At 63.7% G+C, this 14,212-nt stretch carries 17 protein-coding genes; 9 read left to right on the top strand and 8 right to left on the bottom strand.

Annotated features, from left to right (window positions below; translation table 11 throughout):
- Positions 1 to 121 precede the first annotated feature (121 nt).
- Both Q0D45_RS16845 and Q0D45_RS16840 read right to left on the bottom strand, forming a co-directional pair.
- Positions 122 to 826: a DUF2490 domain-containing protein gene (locus Q0D45_RS16845; RefSeq protein ID WP_293395384.1), complete on the bottom strand. Its 705-nt coding sequence runs from the start codon at positions 824 to 826 to the stop codon at positions 122 to 124.
- Positions 827 to 912: 86 nt separating this feature from the next.
- On the bottom strand, positions 913 to 2,379 hold the full coding sequence (locus tag Q0D45_RS16840; protein WP_293395381.1) for a DUF3336 domain-containing protein: 1,467 nt from the start codon (positions 2,377 to 2,379) through the stop codon (positions 913 to 915).
- Positions 2,380 to 2,578: 199 nt separating this feature from the next.
- Here Q0D45_RS16840 and Q0D45_RS16835 point away from each other — a divergent pair, with 199 nt between their 5' ends.
- Together Q0D45_RS16835 and Q0D45_RS16830 are read left to right on the top strand one after the other, a co-directional pair.
- Positions 2,579 to 3,898, top strand: coding sequence for a UDP-glucose/GDP-mannose dehydrogenase family protein (locus Q0D45_RS16835; protein WP_293395379.1), 1,320 nt, complete (start codon positions 2,579 to 2,581; stop codon positions 3,896 to 3,898).
- Positions 3,899 to 4,027: 129 nt separating this feature from the next.
- Complete coding sequence (locus tag Q0D45_RS16830) at positions 4,028 to 4,534, top strand: hypothetical protein (protein ID WP_293395376.1); 507 nt, start codon at positions 4,028 to 4,030, stop codon at positions 4,532 to 4,534.
- A 50-nt stretch (positions 4,535 to 4,584) separates the two neighbouring features.
- Here the strand turns inward: Q0D45_RS16830 and Q0D45_RS16825 are convergent, their stop codons facing one another.
- The 3 genes from Q0D45_RS16825 to flgA all read right to left on the bottom strand — a co-directional run bounded on the left by Q0D45_RS16825 (position 4,585) and on the right by flgA (position 6,202).
- Positions 4,585 to 5,046, bottom strand: a complete 462-nt coding sequence (locus Q0D45_RS16825) for a flagella synthesis protein FlgN (RefSeq protein ID WP_293395373.1) — start codon at positions 5,044 to 5,046, stop codon at positions 4,585 to 4,587.
- Positions 5,047 to 5,075: 29 nt separating this feature from the next.
- Positions 5,076 to 5,390: a flagellar biosynthesis anti-sigma factor FlgM gene (gene flgM / locus Q0D45_RS16820; protein ID WP_293395370.1), complete on the bottom strand. Its 315-nt coding sequence runs from the start codon at positions 5,388 to 5,390 to the stop codon at positions 5,076 to 5,078.
- A gap of 101 nt (positions 5,391 to 5,491) precedes the next feature.
- Positions 5,492 to 6,202, bottom strand: coding sequence for a flagellar basal body P-ring formation chaperone FlgA (flgA, locus tag Q0D45_RS16815; RefSeq protein WP_293395367.1), 711 nt, complete (start codon positions 6,200 to 6,202; stop codon positions 5,492 to 5,494).
- A 129-nt stretch (positions 6,203 to 6,331) separates the two neighbouring features.
- On the opposite strand from flgA, the gene Q0D45_RS16810 reads away from it, so the two are divergent.
- From Q0D45_RS16810 to Q0D45_RS16780, 7 genes are all read left to right on the top strand, one after another.
- Complete coding sequence (locus Q0D45_RS16810) at positions 6,332 to 7,267, top strand: chemotaxis protein CheV (protein WP_293395364.1); 936 nt, start codon at positions 6,332 to 6,334, stop codon at positions 7,265 to 7,267.
- A gap of 104 nt (positions 7,268 to 7,371) precedes the next feature.
- On the top strand, positions 7,372 to 7,779 hold the full coding sequence (gene flgB, locus Q0D45_RS16805) for a flagellar basal body rod protein FlgB (protein WP_293395361.1): 408 nt from the start codon (positions 7,372 to 7,374) through the stop codon (positions 7,777 to 7,779).
- Positions 7,780 to 7,802: 23 nt separating this feature from the next.
- Positions 7,803 to 8,210: a flagellar basal body rod protein FlgC gene (flgC, locus tag Q0D45_RS16800; RefSeq protein WP_293395358.1), complete on the top strand. Its 408-nt coding sequence runs from the start codon at positions 7,803 to 7,805 to the stop codon at positions 8,208 to 8,210.
- A gap of 38 nt (positions 8,211 to 8,248) precedes the next feature.
- Entirely contained in the window at positions 8,249 to 8,911 is a 663-nt protein-coding gene (locus Q0D45_RS16795; RefSeq protein WP_293395355.1) for a flagellar hook assembly protein FlgD, read from the top strand.
- Positions 8,912 to 8,922: 11 nt separating this feature from the next.
- A complete protein-coding gene (locus Q0D45_RS16790; protein WP_293395352.1) occupies positions 8,923 to 9,093 on the top strand; it encodes a hypothetical protein in 171 nt (56 codons plus the stop codon).
- A 1-nt stretch (position 9,094) separates the two neighbouring features.
- A complete protein-coding gene (gene flgE / locus Q0D45_RS16785; protein ID WP_293395349.1) occupies positions 9,095 to 10,315 on the top strand; it encodes a flagellar hook protein FlgE in 1,221 nt (406 codons plus the stop codon).
- Between the two features lie 103 nt (positions 10,316 to 10,418).
- Positions 10,419 to 11,159 carry a flagellar basal body rod protein FlgF gene (locus Q0D45_RS16780; RefSeq protein ID WP_022975804.1) on the top strand — a complete coding sequence of 247 codons (741 nt, stop codon included), beginning with the start codon at positions 10,419 to 10,421 and terminating at the stop codon, positions 11,157 to 11,159.
- Between the two features lie 120 nt (positions 11,160 to 11,279).
- Here the strand turns inward: Q0D45_RS16780 and Q0D45_RS16775 are convergent, their stop codons facing one another.
- From Q0D45_RS16775 to rfbC, 3 genes are all read right to left on the bottom strand, one after another.
- On the bottom strand, positions 11,280 to 12,785 hold the full coding sequence (locus tag Q0D45_RS16775) for a capsule assembly Wzi family protein (protein ID WP_293395344.1): 1,506 nt from the start codon (positions 12,783 to 12,785) through the stop codon (positions 11,280 to 11,282).
- Between the two features lie 100 nt (positions 12,786 to 12,885).
- Positions 12,886 to 13,776, bottom strand: coding sequence for a dTDP-4-dehydrorhamnose reductase (gene rfbD, locus Q0D45_RS16770; RefSeq protein ID WP_293395341.1), 891 nt, complete (start codon positions 13,774 to 13,776; stop codon positions 12,886 to 12,888).
- Positions 13,773 to 14,212 (bottom strand): dTDP-4-dehydrorhamnose 3,5-epimerase (rfbC, locus tag Q0D45_RS16765; protein WP_293395338.1); only part of this gene is annotated, 440 nt, incomplete at its 5' end. The genes rfbC and rfbD, both read right to left, overlap by 4 nt.

The following is a 14,212-nucleotide window of genomic DNA, read 5'->3' as shown; positions in this document are numbered from 1 at the left end:
AAGGAGCGGGCGAGAGTCGCTCAGCAGAAGGCAGAACTGGCGACGCTTTCCGAGCAGGAAGCGCGGATCAGCGCACTCTGAGCTTCGTCACTCGCCCGGCCGAGAGCTTGGGCGAGTGACTTCAGCGGAAGAAGGTGTACAGCGCCACCTGCAGCACATGGTTCACGGTGTCGCGGTGCTTGCCGTTGATCCACTGGTTCAGGTAGCCGATCTCGATGTCGGCGGTCTTGTTCAGGCGCCAGCCGTAGGCGATATAGGCGCGGTTCTGGTCGAACAGCGGCGCGTTCAGCGCATCGCGGCCGCTGAGGTTGACCATCGCTTCGTTCTGGAATGCGAGAAAGGCGCCTTTCGTGAATGCGCTGTCGCTGGCACTCAGCGGTAGCTGTGCGCGGGCGAACCAGCGGAAGCGATCCGAGTAGATATCTGGTGCGCCAGGCCGGCCGATGAAGCGCTGTTCGAGCCGGAAGCGCTGGCTGATGTTCAGGCGCTCGATGCGATAGCTGCTGACCCATTGTTGCCAGATGCGATGTTCGACAGCGTCTGCAGCATCGCGATTGAAGGTGCCGATGTAGGCATAGCCGGCGCTCAGGGTCTGGCCGGGTTTCACATACCAGGACAGGCCCGGGCGAATCAGCAGATTGCGCGGGCCGGCCCACTCGTCCTTGCTGCGCAGCTGAACGTCGGAGATCAAGCCGAAGTGTTCGTTGATTGCGGCGTTGTTGAACCAGGCGGCCCAGCCGGTCTGCTGGATGATCGGGCTTTCGGCGCGCGCCGCCAGCATCGGCAGCGTGACCAGCAGCAACGCGAGGCGGAGCAGGAATCGCATGGGCAACATCGGTGGCAGACCCCGAGGCGGGCCGCGCATGTTACGAAATCGAACGTCGTTTTTTCGTGCCCGCCCGCATTGGGCTATCAGCGCTTCGCAACGACCTTCAGCTTGCGCAGCGGCGGCCGCTGCGCTTCGATTTCCAGCTGCTTCACGCAGGCGGCCAAGGTCTGCGAAATCATCGACTGGTTGCGGACCATCGCGATGCGCTTCCAGGTGGCGCGTTCGCCTTCGAGGATGAAGCGGGTCACCGCTTCGAGTTTCGGATTGGCGGTGACATGCGCGTACCGCCAGACCGACACCTTCGGCACGATGGTGATGTTGCCGCGGTAGTCCTGATCGAGGATCGACGAGGCGTTGTCGAGCTGACGGCGGACGCCGGGCAGCGGCACGCCGAACTTGCCGACGCCGATCACTGACTGCGCGCCGCCGCGCATCGCGCCGTAAGCCACTTCGCGCAGGGCGCCGATCACGCCGCTGCGCTCGTGGCCGCTGCGCACGAACGGGATCACGTGCGGATTGGTCTGGCTGACGATGAAGTGATTGACGTTGTGCAGGCGGCGCAGGCGGATGCCGGGCAGGTCCGATTTCAGCGAGCCGTCGGTCCAGCGCAGGCCCGGCATGTAGGGCACGCGGCTGCCGTCATCGTCCTTGGTCATCAGCTGCACCGGTGGGAACAGCAGCGGCACCGCACTGGAGGCCAGCACCGCTTCGCGCAGGTACAGATAGGGTGTGGTCAGGTAGTTGAGCAGGCGCGGCGGCTGGTTGCTGCCGGCCGGTGACACGGTGACGTTGACGACTCTTCCGGAGCGCTCGTAGCTCTCCTCGAAGGTCAGATCTTCGGTGTTGCGGGCAATACCGAGGGCGATCTGCTTCTGGTCCATCAGCGCGCCGCGCCGCCACATTTCCCGCGCCGTCAGCGGCTTCCAGAAATGGTAGTAGCTATTGTCCGGATCGAGCAGTGCTTCGAGTTCATCCGGCGCCCGCGTGCCGATCACCGAGGCGACGATCGAACCAGCGCTGGAGCCGGAAATCACTTCCGGCAGCAGGCCCTCGCGAACCAGTGCCTTGACCACGCCGACATGGAACAGACCCAGGGTGGCGCCGCCGGACAGCATCAAGGCCGAGCGGCCGAACGAGGCGGCGGTCTCGTTGAAGAAGCGCAGCTTGTCCGCCGCTGTCAGGCCCGGGAAGTGGCCATCGGCAATGAAGCGCAGGGCGTCGACGACTTCCGCCAGATAGGTTTCGATCAGGCGCTTGGTGCCGAAGTAGGTATGGCTGTACAGCGCCGGGTTGGCCATGTTGCCGAGGTTCCAGTGCAGGCCCTGGCGCAGATGGCGCATCAGCTTGACCACTTGGCGCGTGTCCCGGTACTGGCGGATCTGCGCCAGACGATCGCGGATCAGCTGCCAGTCGTACTCCGGCGATTCGTCCTCGTGCTTCCAGTCTTCGAAGCCATTGGCTTCGTCGAAAGCCAGGGCGCCGTCGCGCCAGGTGGCGAAGTCTTCGGCATGACGCATCGCCTTCCGGCATTCGTTGACTCGGGCGTTCATGAACATGGTTTGCGGAGGCGGTGGGCAATCCTGGATGAAGCATGAGGGATCGTCCCCGCCCGCACGGGTAGGCCGTTGACGGGTGGTAACATTCGGCCGCTGGAAAGCGGATTTCGAAACCTGCCAGTGCGCCCCTTGGGCCCTGGAAGCGCTTCTTGCATCTGCCATTGTCGCTTCCTTAACCCACTGGAACTCCGCCTTGAATATCACCATCTTCGGCTCCGGCTATGTCGGCCTCGTCACCGCGGCCTGCTTTGCCGATGTCGGCAATGACGTGCTCTGTGTCGATGTCGACCAGAAGAAGATCGACGGCCTGAAACAGGGCGTCATCCCGATCTACGAACCGGGGTTGACCGAGCTGATCCTGAAGAACGCCGCCGAAGGCCGGTTGCGCTTCACTACCGATGCTGCCGAAGGTGTCGCCCACGGCCAGTACCAGTTCATAGCGGTCGGCACGCCGCCGAACGAAGACGGCTCGGCCGATCTCAAGTACGTGCTCGAAGTCGCCAAGACCATCGCCACGCACATGAGCGAGTACCGCATCGTCATCTCGAAATCGACGGTGCCGGTCGGCACGGCCGACAAGGTGCGGGCGCAGATGAAAGCGACGCTTGCCGAGCGCGGCGTGAGCTTCGAGCACGACGTGGTCTCGAATCCGGAATTCCTCAAGGAAGGCGATGCGATCGGCGATTTCAACAAGCCGGATCGCATCGTCGTCGGCGCCGACAACACGCGCGCCGCCAAGGCGATGCAGGCGCTGTACGCGCCGTTCAATCGCAATCACGACCGCGTCATCGTCATGGACGTGCGTTCCAGCGAGCTGACCAAGTACGCCGCCAACGCGATGCTGGCGACCAAGATCAGCTTCATGAACGAGCTGGCGAACCTGGCCGAAAACCTTGGCGCCGATATCGAGCGCGTGCGCATCGGCATCGGTGCCGATCCGCGCATCGGCTATCACTTCATCTATCCGGGTGCCGGCTACGGCGGCTCCTGCTTCCCGAAGGACGTCAAGGCGCTGGTCAAGAGCGCGGCCGATGCCAACTTCGACGCCAAGATCCTGAAAGCGGTGGAAGCGGTCAACAACCGCCAGAAGACTACCTTGCACACCAAGCTGGTCAAGCATCTCGGCTCGCTCAAGGGCAAGACCATCGGCATCTGGGGCCTGGCGTTCAAGCCGAAGACCGACGACATGCGCGAAGCGCCGAGCCGCGTGCTGATCGAAGCGATCTGGGCCGATGGTGGCACCGTGCGCGCCCACGATCCAGTGGCGATGCACGAGGTCGAGAAGATCTACGGCAAGCGGCCGGACCTGGTGTTGGTCGATTCGCCGATGGAAGCCGCCAACGGCGCCGATGCGCTGGTGGTGGTTACCGAATGGCGCGTGTTCCAGAGCCCGAATCTGCCGCGGCTTAAGCAGTTGCTGAAGCAGCCGATCATCGTCGACGGCCGCAACATGTATGACCCGGCCTGGGTGCGCGGCGAAGGATTCATCTACGACTGCGTCGGCCGTCCCTAGCAGATCAATGTTTCAATTGTGTTGCAGTTTCTTGACGTGCAGCTCCCACAGGTCTAAATCGATGGGGTCGGCGAACCGGATCGGGTGATCCGGGCCACGGCCGGCGTCTCATCGATGGGAGGTGCGGGGATGAACAACAAGACGGTGCTGTTTGCCGCTGCAGCCATGTTGTTGCCGACTCACGCGGCAATTGCCAAGAAGCCGGGCGCCAGCTTGGCCCAGCCGGTGTCGTTCAGCAGCTTGCAGTCGCGGGAGCTGGACCAATCGGTCCTGCCGCTGGACAAGGCGTTTGACGAGCTGTCATTTGGCGAGATGGACCTGCTGCGCAATCAGTACGCGCTGCTGCGCAATAGCGAGGAGCCGCCGTATCCGGCGGGCGGCCTGCAGAGTATCGTCAGTGAGCTGAATGCCTTGCAGGCCCGTTCCGGCCTGCGCGGAGAGCTGTTCGCGGTGATCAGCGTCGACGCCGCCGGCAACGCTCGGGATGTGTCCTGGTTGATGACGCCGGAGCAGGGCTCGCTCGAAGAGATTCGCAGCGTCCTGCTGGCCGCCCGCTTCAAGCCGGCGAAATGTGGCGTCAAGGCCTGCGCGATGGAGTTTCCACTGCACGTCGACTTCGGCGGTCGCGCGCTCTGAAGTTGTTCGAGCGATGCCCGGTGCAGAGCCGGGCATCGCTTCTGCTGATCTCAGGCGCGGCTGTAGACGCGGCCTGAGGGCAGGCTGGGGCGCAGGCCGCTACGGCCGTAGACCGACGGTGGTTCAGGCGCCATCGCCACCAGCGCACTGCGCACCTGCTGCTCCCGCACTTCCAGCAAAGCCCCGTTGACCCGATTGGCATCGGCCAGATGACGGGCGAGCGCGGTCAGGCGACGCCAGGCCTGTACCAGTGTTTCGCCACCGGGATGGCGGATCAACCAGGCTTCGAACTCGGGTCCTGAGCGACGCGGGCCGGACAGGATCTGCAGGCGATCACCGAGGCGTTGCAGCTTCGATGCGGCAGCCGATTTCACCGCACAGGCCGCTTCCAGCGCTTCGATCGAACGGCCGGCGAGGGCGGCGTGCTCCTCATCGAGCACGGAGATCAGGTTCTCGGCGCAGTGAATCTGTGCGTCGATGACTTCGGCTAGGTTGAGGCTCGATTCGTTCACGGCAGCACTCCTTGGCGATCGCCAGGCGTTCAGGCCATGGCGTACTCGAAACGCGCGAGCTTCGCGGCAATGGCAGCCGGGTTGGGCTGGTAGCTGCCGTTGTCGACTGCTGCGCGCAGACGTTCAACCTTGCTGGCATCGGTGCGGGGCACCGCCGCCAGCGCTTTCTCGAACTGCTGCAGGTTCACGGCATCGCCGGTCAGCTGTACGCGGTCGGTGGCCCCAACGGCCGACACCGCGCCACCGCCGCTCTCACCTGCGACCGCGTTGGCCGATTTCGCAGAACCACTACTGGCGATCGGGCGGGCACTGCTGGCAGGGAAAGTTTCGATCTTGACGGTCATGGCAGGCTCCGGAAGGCGCGGCGTGATGCGCCCGATGAGCTGCTAACGACAGTTTTTGCGAAAACTTTAGCGCCAGATTTCCGCCATTCGTCTACAAGCTGCTACAAGCCAACCTCCACCGTGCCGCCATCCTTGACCACAGCCTGCACGACCTTGCGTGACGACAGGTTCTCGACCGAAATCCGCTCGCCATCGCCGCCATCACCGAGTGCCTTGCCCTGGGCGCGTACCTCCAGAGTGCCGCTGCGACCGATCATCGTCACCAGCGCGCCGCGCTTGATCAGCTTCTGGGCGCTGACCGCATCCGGCGTCAACACCGCTCCGGCAGCGACCGGGCGCCGCAGTACCTGGCCGACGGCCTTCTGCACGTCATTGAAGTAACCGTAGCCGAGCGTGGCGACATCGCGTGATTCGAGACGCAGCGCATCGGCGCTCAGCGGCTGGCCGGGCATCACCGGCCGGACCATCACCACGACCGCCTGCAGATCAAGCACCTTGACCGGCACGAACACCTGCCAGAGCGGATTGCCGGCTTCGCGGCAGGTGATGACGATGTTCCAGGCGCCGCGCGTGGCCGGGCTGGCGGCCGAGCTTTCCAGCGGCTGCGCACACAGCGGCAGGCGCAGGCGGTTATCGAGCGCGGCGGCTTCGATCTTCGCGGTCGGTGGCGACTGCACCGAAACGAAGGTGACGGCCGCGCTGCGGATACGGTCCAGCGATTCGGTGCGGCCGTCATCGGCACGCACCGTCATCGTCGCCAGCATCAGCAGCGTGGCGACGAGAGGGAAAGGAAGCGATGGCAGGGCGATCATCGAAGTGGCTCGTTCGGACTCGAAGCCAGCGCTACAAGCCCTGTGCCAGTGACGAATCCGGTGACGACCTCGCGAGGAACCGAAGTTGCACGGGCTGGCTACCACCCGCTCGAATGTTGGTAATCCTTCATGGCCTCCGGCTTGCTCGAAAGCATCGACCGCAGCACCCAGCTTGCAGGGCATAACCGCCTTGCCCTGCTGCTGTTCCGGCTCGATGAGCGCCAGATTTTTGGCATCAATGTCTTCAAGGTGCAGGAAGTGATTCCCAAGCCGCCGCTGTCCTGGCTGCCGTCCTCGCACGAGCTGGTGCGCGGCGTGGCCGACATCCGCGGCCGGATGATTCCGGTCATCGATCTCAATCGCGCCATCGGCCAGCCGAGCGACGAGCACGCCGCACACGTGATCGTCACCGAGTACAACCGCTCGATCCAGGGCTTTCTGGTGCGTGCGGTGGAGCGGATCATCCACGTCAATGTCGAGCACGTGCGGCCGCCGCCGGACGGTGCCGGCGAGGGCGGTTATCTGACCGCCATCACGCAGTACAACAACGAGCTGGTCGAGATCATCGATGTCGAGCAGGTGCTGTCCGATGTCGTCGGCGTGCAGGCCTCGCTGTCCGATGCGCTGCGCGAGGAAGCTGAAAGCGTCGCTCATTCGCGCCGCCGCGTGCTGGTTGTCGATGACTCGCGCGTCGCCCGCAACCAGATCGAAAAGACGCTGAACCAGCTCGGCATCGAATGCACGCTGGTCAACGACGGCCGTGAAGCGCTGCAGTATCTGCAAGCGCTCGCGGCGCGCGACGAGCCGATCAACGATTCGCTGCTGATGGTGATTTCCGATGTCGAGATGCCGGACATGGACGGCTATCGACTGACGACGGAAATCCGCCGCGATCCGAAGATGAAGTCGCTCTACGTGATGCTGCACACCAGTCTGTCCGGCGTGTTCAACAACGCGATGGTCGAGCGGGTGGGTGCCAACAAGTTCATCGCCAAGTTCAGTGCTGATGAACTGGCGACCGGGGTGCTGGATCGGTTGAAGGCCGTCGCGCTCGAATCAGCTTGAACCCGCCGTTGATCGCTGCTGCCTTCGTGTCGCTTTTACGTCGCCGATCACCGCTGGCATACGCCTTGTAACGATCCCTCCGAACGCAAACGCGGGAGGATGCAATGGCCAACCTGGATCCGATTTTCGGCATACATGCCGAGGCGATGTCCGTGCAGCGCAAGCGCATGGAAGTGTTGTCGGCCAACATCGCCAATGCCGATACGCCGGGCTTTCATGCCCGCGATGTCGACTTCGCTTCGACGCTCGCGTCGGTCATCAAGAGTGACTCGCAGGGCGCGACACGAACGCTGAGCACTGACCCGCGCCATATCCCGATGAACCTCAACCCTGCTGGCGACGGCAGCCGGCTCGCCTATCGCGTGTCGATGCAGCCGAGCGTCGATGGCAACACGGTGGACGTGCAGATCGAGCAGGCGAAGTTCGCCGAGGCTGCCTTGCACTACCAGGCTTCGCTGCAATTCGCCGATGGCCGCATCCGCGGCTTGATGACGGCGATCACCGGTCAGTAAAGGCCAGAGAAGGAAATCTCGTCATGTCCTCTTTCAAGATTTTCGATATCGCAGGCAGTGCGCTCAGCGCCCAGTCGCTGCGTCTCAACACCGTGGCCTCGAACCTCGCCAATGCCGATGCGATCAGCGGCACGGCCGAGGGCGCTTACAAGGCGCGCCTGCCGATGTTCAAGGCGGCGATGGAAGCGGGCGGCAAGGACGCGGCTGGTGTGCAAGTGCTTGGTGTCGTCGAAAGCCAGACGCCGGCCGACAAGCGCTACGAGCCGGGTCATCCGCTCGCCGATGCCGATGGCTACGTCTATGCGCCGAACGTCAACGTCGTCGAAGAGATGGTCAACATGATTTCGGCTTCGCGCTCCTACCAGTCGAGCGTGGAAGTGATGAACACCGCCAAGGAACTGGCCAGCCGCACCTTGTCGCTCGGCCGCTGAGCCCACTGACCCCCATTGAGCCCTCTCAGGACACTGACATGACCGCAGCCGTCACCAACAACGCTTACAGCGATCTAGGCCTGAATCTGAAGCAGACCGACAAGAAGGCCGAATCGCTGGGCCAGGCCGACTTCCTCAAGCTGATGACCACGCAGCTACAGAACCAGGATCCGCTGAAGCCGCTGGAGTCCAACGAGTTCCTCGGCCAGATCGCCCAGTTCTCGACGGTGTCCGGCATCCAGGGCCTGCAGGACTCGTTCAAGTCGCTGTCGACCTCGCTGACTTCCAGCCAGTCGCTGCAGGCAGCGGGTCTGGTCGGCCACGGCGTGCTGTACCCGTCCAATACCGGCTATCTCGATGGCGAGAACGGCCTCAGCGGCGGTGTCGACATGACCTCCGGTGGCCAGCTCGCCGTCGAGATCGTCGATGGCAGCGGCCAGGTGGTGCGCCGTCTCGATTACGGCACCCAGGGCGCCGGCACCAGCTACTTCACCTGGGATGGCAAGGATTCCGCCGGCAACAGCTTGCCGTCCGGCAGCTACGGCATCCGCGGCCAGGTCACTCGCAACGGCAAGAGCGAAGCGGCGGATACGCTCGCGGCCGGTCTGGTGCAGAGCGTAGCGCTGGGCAGTAACGGCCTGAGCCTGAACCTCGCCGGTGTCGGTGCGGTTGCCTTCACCGATATCCGCCAGATCATCTGAACCCGGCCGCCATGAACTTGCGCCGTAAGCCACGTCGTTTGGTCGCTGCTATCCGTCCCGGATTGCGCCAGATCCCCGGCCTGTTCGATTTCCCGGCGGCGGGTTGCCGCCGCGGTCCCGAAGAACTGGCGAAATTCGTCGAAAGCCTCATTGCCCCCACGCGCAGCATCGGAGCCCACTGACATGTCCTTCAACATTGCACTGACCGGCCTCAACGCTGCGTCTGCGGACCTGAGCGTCACCGCCAACAACATCGCCAACGCCAACACCACCGGCTTCAAGGAATCGCGCGCCCAGTTCGCCGATTTCTTCCTGTCCAACGCTTATGGCGTATCGGACACCGCCGTCGGTGGCGGCGTGCGCGTCGGCAAGGTGTCGCAGCAGTTCACCCAGGGCGCGATCAGCGTCACCAACAACTCGCTCGACCTCGCGGTCAGCGGCACCGGCATGTTCACCTTGTCGAAGAACGGCGCGATCAGCTACTCGCGTGCCGGCCAGTTCGGCACCGATCGCGATGGCTACGTCGTCAACGGCTCCGGTGCCCGCCTGCAGGCCTATCCGCCGGTCGCCGGTGGTACCAGTTTCGATACCGCGAATCTGACCGACATCCAGCTATCGACCTCGGACAACCCGCCGAGCCCGACCACCTTGCTCAGGACCGGCGTCAATCTGCCGGCCGAAGCCGCTGTGCCGGTGACGACGCCGTTCTCGTCCACCGACCCGACCAGCTACAACAACACGACCTCGGTCACCGTCTACGACTCGCTCGGCACTGCGCACCCGGCCAATCTGTTCTTCGTGAAGTCCGCCACGCCGAACGAGTGGACGATGCATACGCAGATCGACGGCAACGAGATCGGCACCGGCCAGACCGTCACCTTCAATGCCGACGGTTCGCTGGCCACCCCCGCCAACGGCCAGATCGCGCTGCCGTCGTACACGACCACCACCGGCTCGAACCCGGTGACGATGACGCTGGATCTCAGCAACAGCACGCAGTATGGCAACACCTTCTCGGTCAACAGCCTGACCCAGGACGGCTATGCGACCGGCCGCCTCAGCGGCATCGAAGTGACTCAGGAAGGTGTCGTGCAGGCGCGCTTCACCAATGGCCAGGCGACGCCGCTGGGCCAGATCGCGATGGCCAATTTCGCCAATCCGCAGGGCTTGCAGCAGCTCGGCGACACCAGCTGGGGCGAAACCTTTTCGTCTGGCCCGGTGATTCGCGGCACTGCGAATTCATCGAACTTCGGCCTGATCCAGAGCGGCGCGCTGGAAGGCTCGAATGTCGACATCACCAAGCAGCTGGTCAACATGATCACCTCTCAGCGCAGCTTCCAGGCCAATGCCCAGATGATCTCGACGACCGACCAGATCACCCAGACGATCATCAACATCCGGTGAAGCAGTGGCTAGTGGCTCGTGGTTAGTGGCCAGTAAAGGCACCGCGAGTCAGCAGCACCGCTTCTCACCGACCACTAGTCACTGACCACGAGCCACTGCTGCCATGGATCGAGCCCTCTACGTTGGAATGTCCGGCGCCATCGCCACCCTGCGGGCGCAGACGGCGAACAGCCACAACCTGGCGAACGCCGGCACGGTCGGCTTTCGGGCCGAGCTGGCGGCGGCACAGTCGATCAATGTCGAGGGCGCCGGCTTTCAGTCGCGAGTCAATTCCCAGCTGGCGGATAACGGCTGGGACTCGGCGCAGGGCGCGATCATGCAGACCGGCGAATCGCTCGATATCGCTCTGAAAGGCGACAACTGGCTGGCCGTGCAGGCACCGGATGGCAGCGAGGCCTACACCAAGGCCGGCGATCTGCGGCTCGATCCGAACGGCCAGCTACGGACTGCCAACGGCCTCGCCGTGCTCAGCGACGGCGGGCCGATCTCGCTGCCGCTGTCGACCTCGATCTCGATCGGCAACGACGGCACCATCACCGCCGTGCCGCAGGGCCAGAGCGCGGCTTCACAAGTGGTGATCGGTCGCCTCAAGGTGGTCAGCGGTGCCCAGAATCAGCTCGAACGTGGCGGCGATGGCCTGATGCGCGCCACCACCGGCACCACGCTCAATCCGGCCGCCGGCGATGTGCTGGTCAGCGGCGCGCTGGAAAGCTCGAACGTCAACCTGGCTGGCGCGATGGTCAACATGATCAACCTCGCGCGCCAGTTCGAGCTGCAGTCGAAAGTGATGAAAGCTGCCGAGGATAATGCGCAGGCGTCGAACAGCCTGGTCAGCTTGAACTGATCCTAGGGCGTTTTCGGTTTAATCCGTGGCAAAGGCTTAAGGCTAGCTTGACCCCGTCTGATCCCTCTCCCGCAAGGGGAGAGGGGAAAAGCAGAGGTGTATGCGACGAACGAAAAATGGCTAAAAGCGGAACTGCACGCCGGCTTCGACGTTGAACTGCGAACCGACATCCGGGAATGGCTGTTCGTCCTGGTAACGCACGCCCAAGTCGAATGTGAAGCTTTGCCAGGGAATGGTGACGCCGGCTTCGTACTGGTTGACCGTCACCGGTAGGGCGCTGACGGTGTTGCTCAGATAGCTGCCTGATGCCTGCGCTGCCGCCAGTTCCGCCGTGTTGATATGGGCGTTGTGGAAGGCGGCGCGATAGGTCCAGCCGTTCGGCATCAGCATCAAGCCGGAAACCGTGAACAAGGTCGAATCGCTGTCCAGCGAAAAGCCCATGGTGCGACCGCGATAGCGGAAGCCGTCGGTGTATTGATCGTTGTTGTAGGCAAAGCCGGGCAGCCGGTTGCCGAAGCTGAAGGCATCGAGCGTGGCGCGACTATCGGTGTACTCGGCTACCAGCCGCCAACTGGCGCCGTTCTGGTCCCAGGGACCGGCCCAGCTCAGGCCGCCCATGTGGCTTTCGTAGGAATGGGTGAACGGGCCGGTGTCCTCGTTCATGATCTGCAGATACGGCGAGAAGCTGACCACGTTGAAATCGTAGGTGTACTTGATTTCGAAAGTGCCTTCGTCGTTGCTGGCGTTGCGATCCTTGTTGGTGTTGTTGATGCCGAAGGCTGCGTTGAACGGCTTGCAGGCATTGTCACCGCCGCAGAACTGCGCCACCCGCGTCACCGTCAGCTCCAGCCCGTCGATGGGTTCGATGCTGATGCGGAGGGAACCGACGCCGGTGTTGCGATCGTCCCGTGAATCTTCTTCGAGCAGGCCGACAAAGAAATCGATCTGGTAGCGGCCCAGCCAGCTCAGCCACTTGGTCTCGAAAGCGGTTGAGTTGTTGCGGGTGATCCCGATTTTCGGGAACGGCCGTGCGTTGTTCGACAGGATCAGGCTCGACGCGTAGCCGGGCCCGTACCACTTGTCGATATAGCCGCCGTACAGCTGCCAGTTGCCTACCAGGGCCGTTGCGTAGGTACCGTCCAGCGTGAAGCGGGCACCGCTATCGCCATTGCCGAACGGCGTCAGCGCGCCGACGCGCAGATTCGCCGCGAAGCGCTCGCCGTCGTAGTCCAGCCCGGCGCGCGCATCGACTTCGTCCCGCGCGTTATCGCCGAAATCGCGAATCAGGTTGGGTTCGCTGGCCAGCCGCAGCTCGCCCGCAGCCTTCAACCCGCCGCCATGATGGCCGCTACCCAGCTTGTCCAGCACCCGCTGTACAGCCATGCGAACGAACTCTGGCTGGCCCGTCAATCGGCCTTCGTCCTGCAAGGGCTCGAAGTAGCCGACCGGAATCGGCCAGGTCGTGATCGGCCCCGAAATCAGACCGCGTGCATGGAGAATCTCGATATCGCTGCGCAGCGCGCGGTCGCCTACGTTGGCCCAGGGCGCGGCGATCGCCGGTGCAGCTGTCGTCAGCACGCCGAGAATTGCCGACAAGCTCAAGGCCAAGCGAGGTGCAAAGGTCATCAGGCCGGTTCTCCACGGGTTCTTGATGCTGAACATCAGCATGGCATCACTGGCCCGCAATCGGCAGGCCAACGTCAGAAGTGACTGTGATCGACCGCGCTCAACTGCGTTTCTGCGCTTCGATATCGTCCAGACAGAGGTTCAGGCTCTGCCGCCAGTCAGCGAGGACGAAGCCCGCAGCTTCCGCCAGCCGTGTGTTGTCGAGCCGCGAATTTGCAGGCCGGCTGGCCGGGGTCGGATAGTCCGCCGTGGTGATGCCATCGACCGGGACAAGGCGGGTCAGAGCACGCTTGGCACCTTCCTCGACGATGGCGCTGGCAAAGCCGTGCCAGCTCGTTGAACCGGATGCCGTCAGGTTCAGCAGTGCGGCAGGTGGTGCTGCCGTCAGCGGAAAGCTGCGCAGCAGTTGTGCGGTTGCATCGGCGATGGCACGGCTCCAGGTCGGCGCGCCGAACTGGTCGGCAACCACGCGCAAGCGGTCTCGCTCGGCGGCAAGCTTCAGCATCGTCGCCAGGAAATTCTTGCCCCTGAGGCCATAGACCCAGCTCGTGCGCAGAATGATGTGACGCCCACCGACTGCACGAATGGCGTCTTCCCCGGCGAGTTTGCTGCTGCCATAGACGGAGACGGGCGAGGGCGCATCATCCTCGCGATAGACACCATCCTTGCTGCCGTCGAACACGTAATCGGTCGAGTAGTGCACGAGAAGCGCATTCAGATCGGCACAGGCTTCGGCCAGCGCGCGCGGCGCCAGCGCATTGACGGTGTGCGCCAGTTCCGGCTCGCTTTCTGCCTTGTCGACGGCCGTATAAGCGGCCGGGTTCACGACCAGATCGGGCTTCACCCGGCGCAGGTAAGCGGCAGCGGCGGCAGGATCGGCGAGATTGCATTCGCTGCGGCCGGGCGCCAGTACCTCACCGAACGTCGACAGCGCGCGGCGCAGTTCCCAGCCCACCTGGCCGGTACTGCCGGTGACGACGACGCGGCTCATGGCTGTTCGCGATTCAGGAAGGATTCTGGAAACACCTCGGCTACCTCGAACAGCTGGCCGTTCCGATCCTTGTCCGCCAGCAGTGGCTCGGAAAAGCCAGCGGGTAGCGGCCAGTCGATGGCCAGTGTCGGGTCATTCCAGACGATCGCGCGTTCGAAAGCTGGCGCATAGAAATCCGTGGTCTTGTACAGAAACTCTGCGAATTCGGACAACACCAGAAAGCCGTGTCCGAAGCCCGCAGGCACCCAGAGCTGGCGCTTGTTGGTGGCCGACAGGGTTACCCCGGTCCAGCGTCCGAACGTCGGGCTGCCGCGACGGAGGTCCACGGCAACGTCATACACCTCGCCCTCGGTCACGCGGACCAGTTTTCCCTGGGCTTGCTCGATCTGGTAATGCAGGCCGCGCAATACGCCTCGGGCCGAGCGTGAGTGATTGT

This window comes from Nevskia sp. (genome assembly GCF_023266035.1).
In the GTDB taxonomy this organism is placed as follows: domain Bacteria; phylum Pseudomonadota; class Gammaproteobacteria; order Nevskiales; family Nevskiaceae; genus Nevskia.
This window is presented reverse-complemented; position numbering and strand designations above follow the sequence as displayed.

What these genes read in the sequence shown, in the direction of transcription:
- flgA (WP_293395367.1), bottom strand. Translation starts at nt 6,202, where the DNA reads ATGATCGCCCTGCCATCGCTTCCTTTCCCTCTCGTCGCCACGCTGCTG.
- Q0D45_RS16790 (WP_293395352.1), top strand. Translation starts at nt 8,923, where the DNA reads ATGAACTTGCGCCGTAAGCCACGTCGTTTGGTCGCTGCTATCCGTCCC.
- Q0D45_RS16775 (WP_293395344.1), bottom strand. Translation starts at nt 12,785, where the DNA reads ATGACCTTTGCACCTCGCTTGGCCTTGAGCTTGTCGGCAATTCTCGGC.
- Q0D45_RS16795 (WP_293395355.1), top strand. Translation starts at nt 8,249, where the DNA reads ATGACCGCAGCCGTCACCAACAACGCTTACAGCGATCTAGGCCTGAAT.
- Q0D45_RS16780 (WP_022975804.1), top strand. Translation starts at nt 10,419, where the DNA reads ATGGATCGAGCCCTCTACGTTGGAATGTCCGGCGCCATCGCCACCCTG.
- flgC (WP_293395358.1), top strand. Translation starts at nt 7,803, where the DNA reads ATGTCCTCTTTCAAGATTTTCGATATCGCAGGCAGTGCGCTCAGCGCC.
- flgB (WP_293395361.1), top strand. Translation starts at nt 7,372, where the DNA reads ATGGCCAACCTGGATCCGATTTTCGGCATACATGCCGAGGCGATGTCC.
- Q0D45_RS16810 (WP_293395364.1), top strand. Translation starts at nt 6,332, where the DNA reads ATGGCCTCCGGCTTGCTCGAAAGCATCGACCGCAGCACCCAGCTTGCA.
- flgE (WP_293395349.1), top strand. Translation starts at nt 9,095, where the DNA reads ATGTCCTTCAACATTGCACTGACCGGCCTCAACGCTGCGTCTGCGGAC.
- flgM (WP_293395370.1), bottom strand. Translation starts at nt 5,390, where the DNA reads ATGACCGTCAAGATCGAAACTTTCCCTGCCAGCAGTGCCCGCCCGATC.
- Q0D45_RS16840 (WP_293395381.1), bottom strand. Translation starts at nt 2,379, where the DNA reads ATGAACGCCCGAGTCAACGAATGCCGGAAGGCGATGCGTCATGCCGAA.
- rfbD (WP_293395341.1), bottom strand. Translation starts at nt 13,776, where the DNA reads ATGAGCCGCGTCGTCGTCACCGGCAGTACCGGCCAGGTGGGCTGGGAA.
- Q0D45_RS16845 (WP_293395384.1), bottom strand. Translation starts at nt 826, where the DNA reads ATGCGATTCCTGCTCCGCCTCGCGTTGCTGCTGGTCACGCTGCCGATG.
- Q0D45_RS16830 (WP_293395376.1), top strand. Translation starts at nt 4,028, where the DNA reads ATGAACAACAAGACGGTGCTGTTTGCCGCTGCAGCCATGTTGTTGCCG.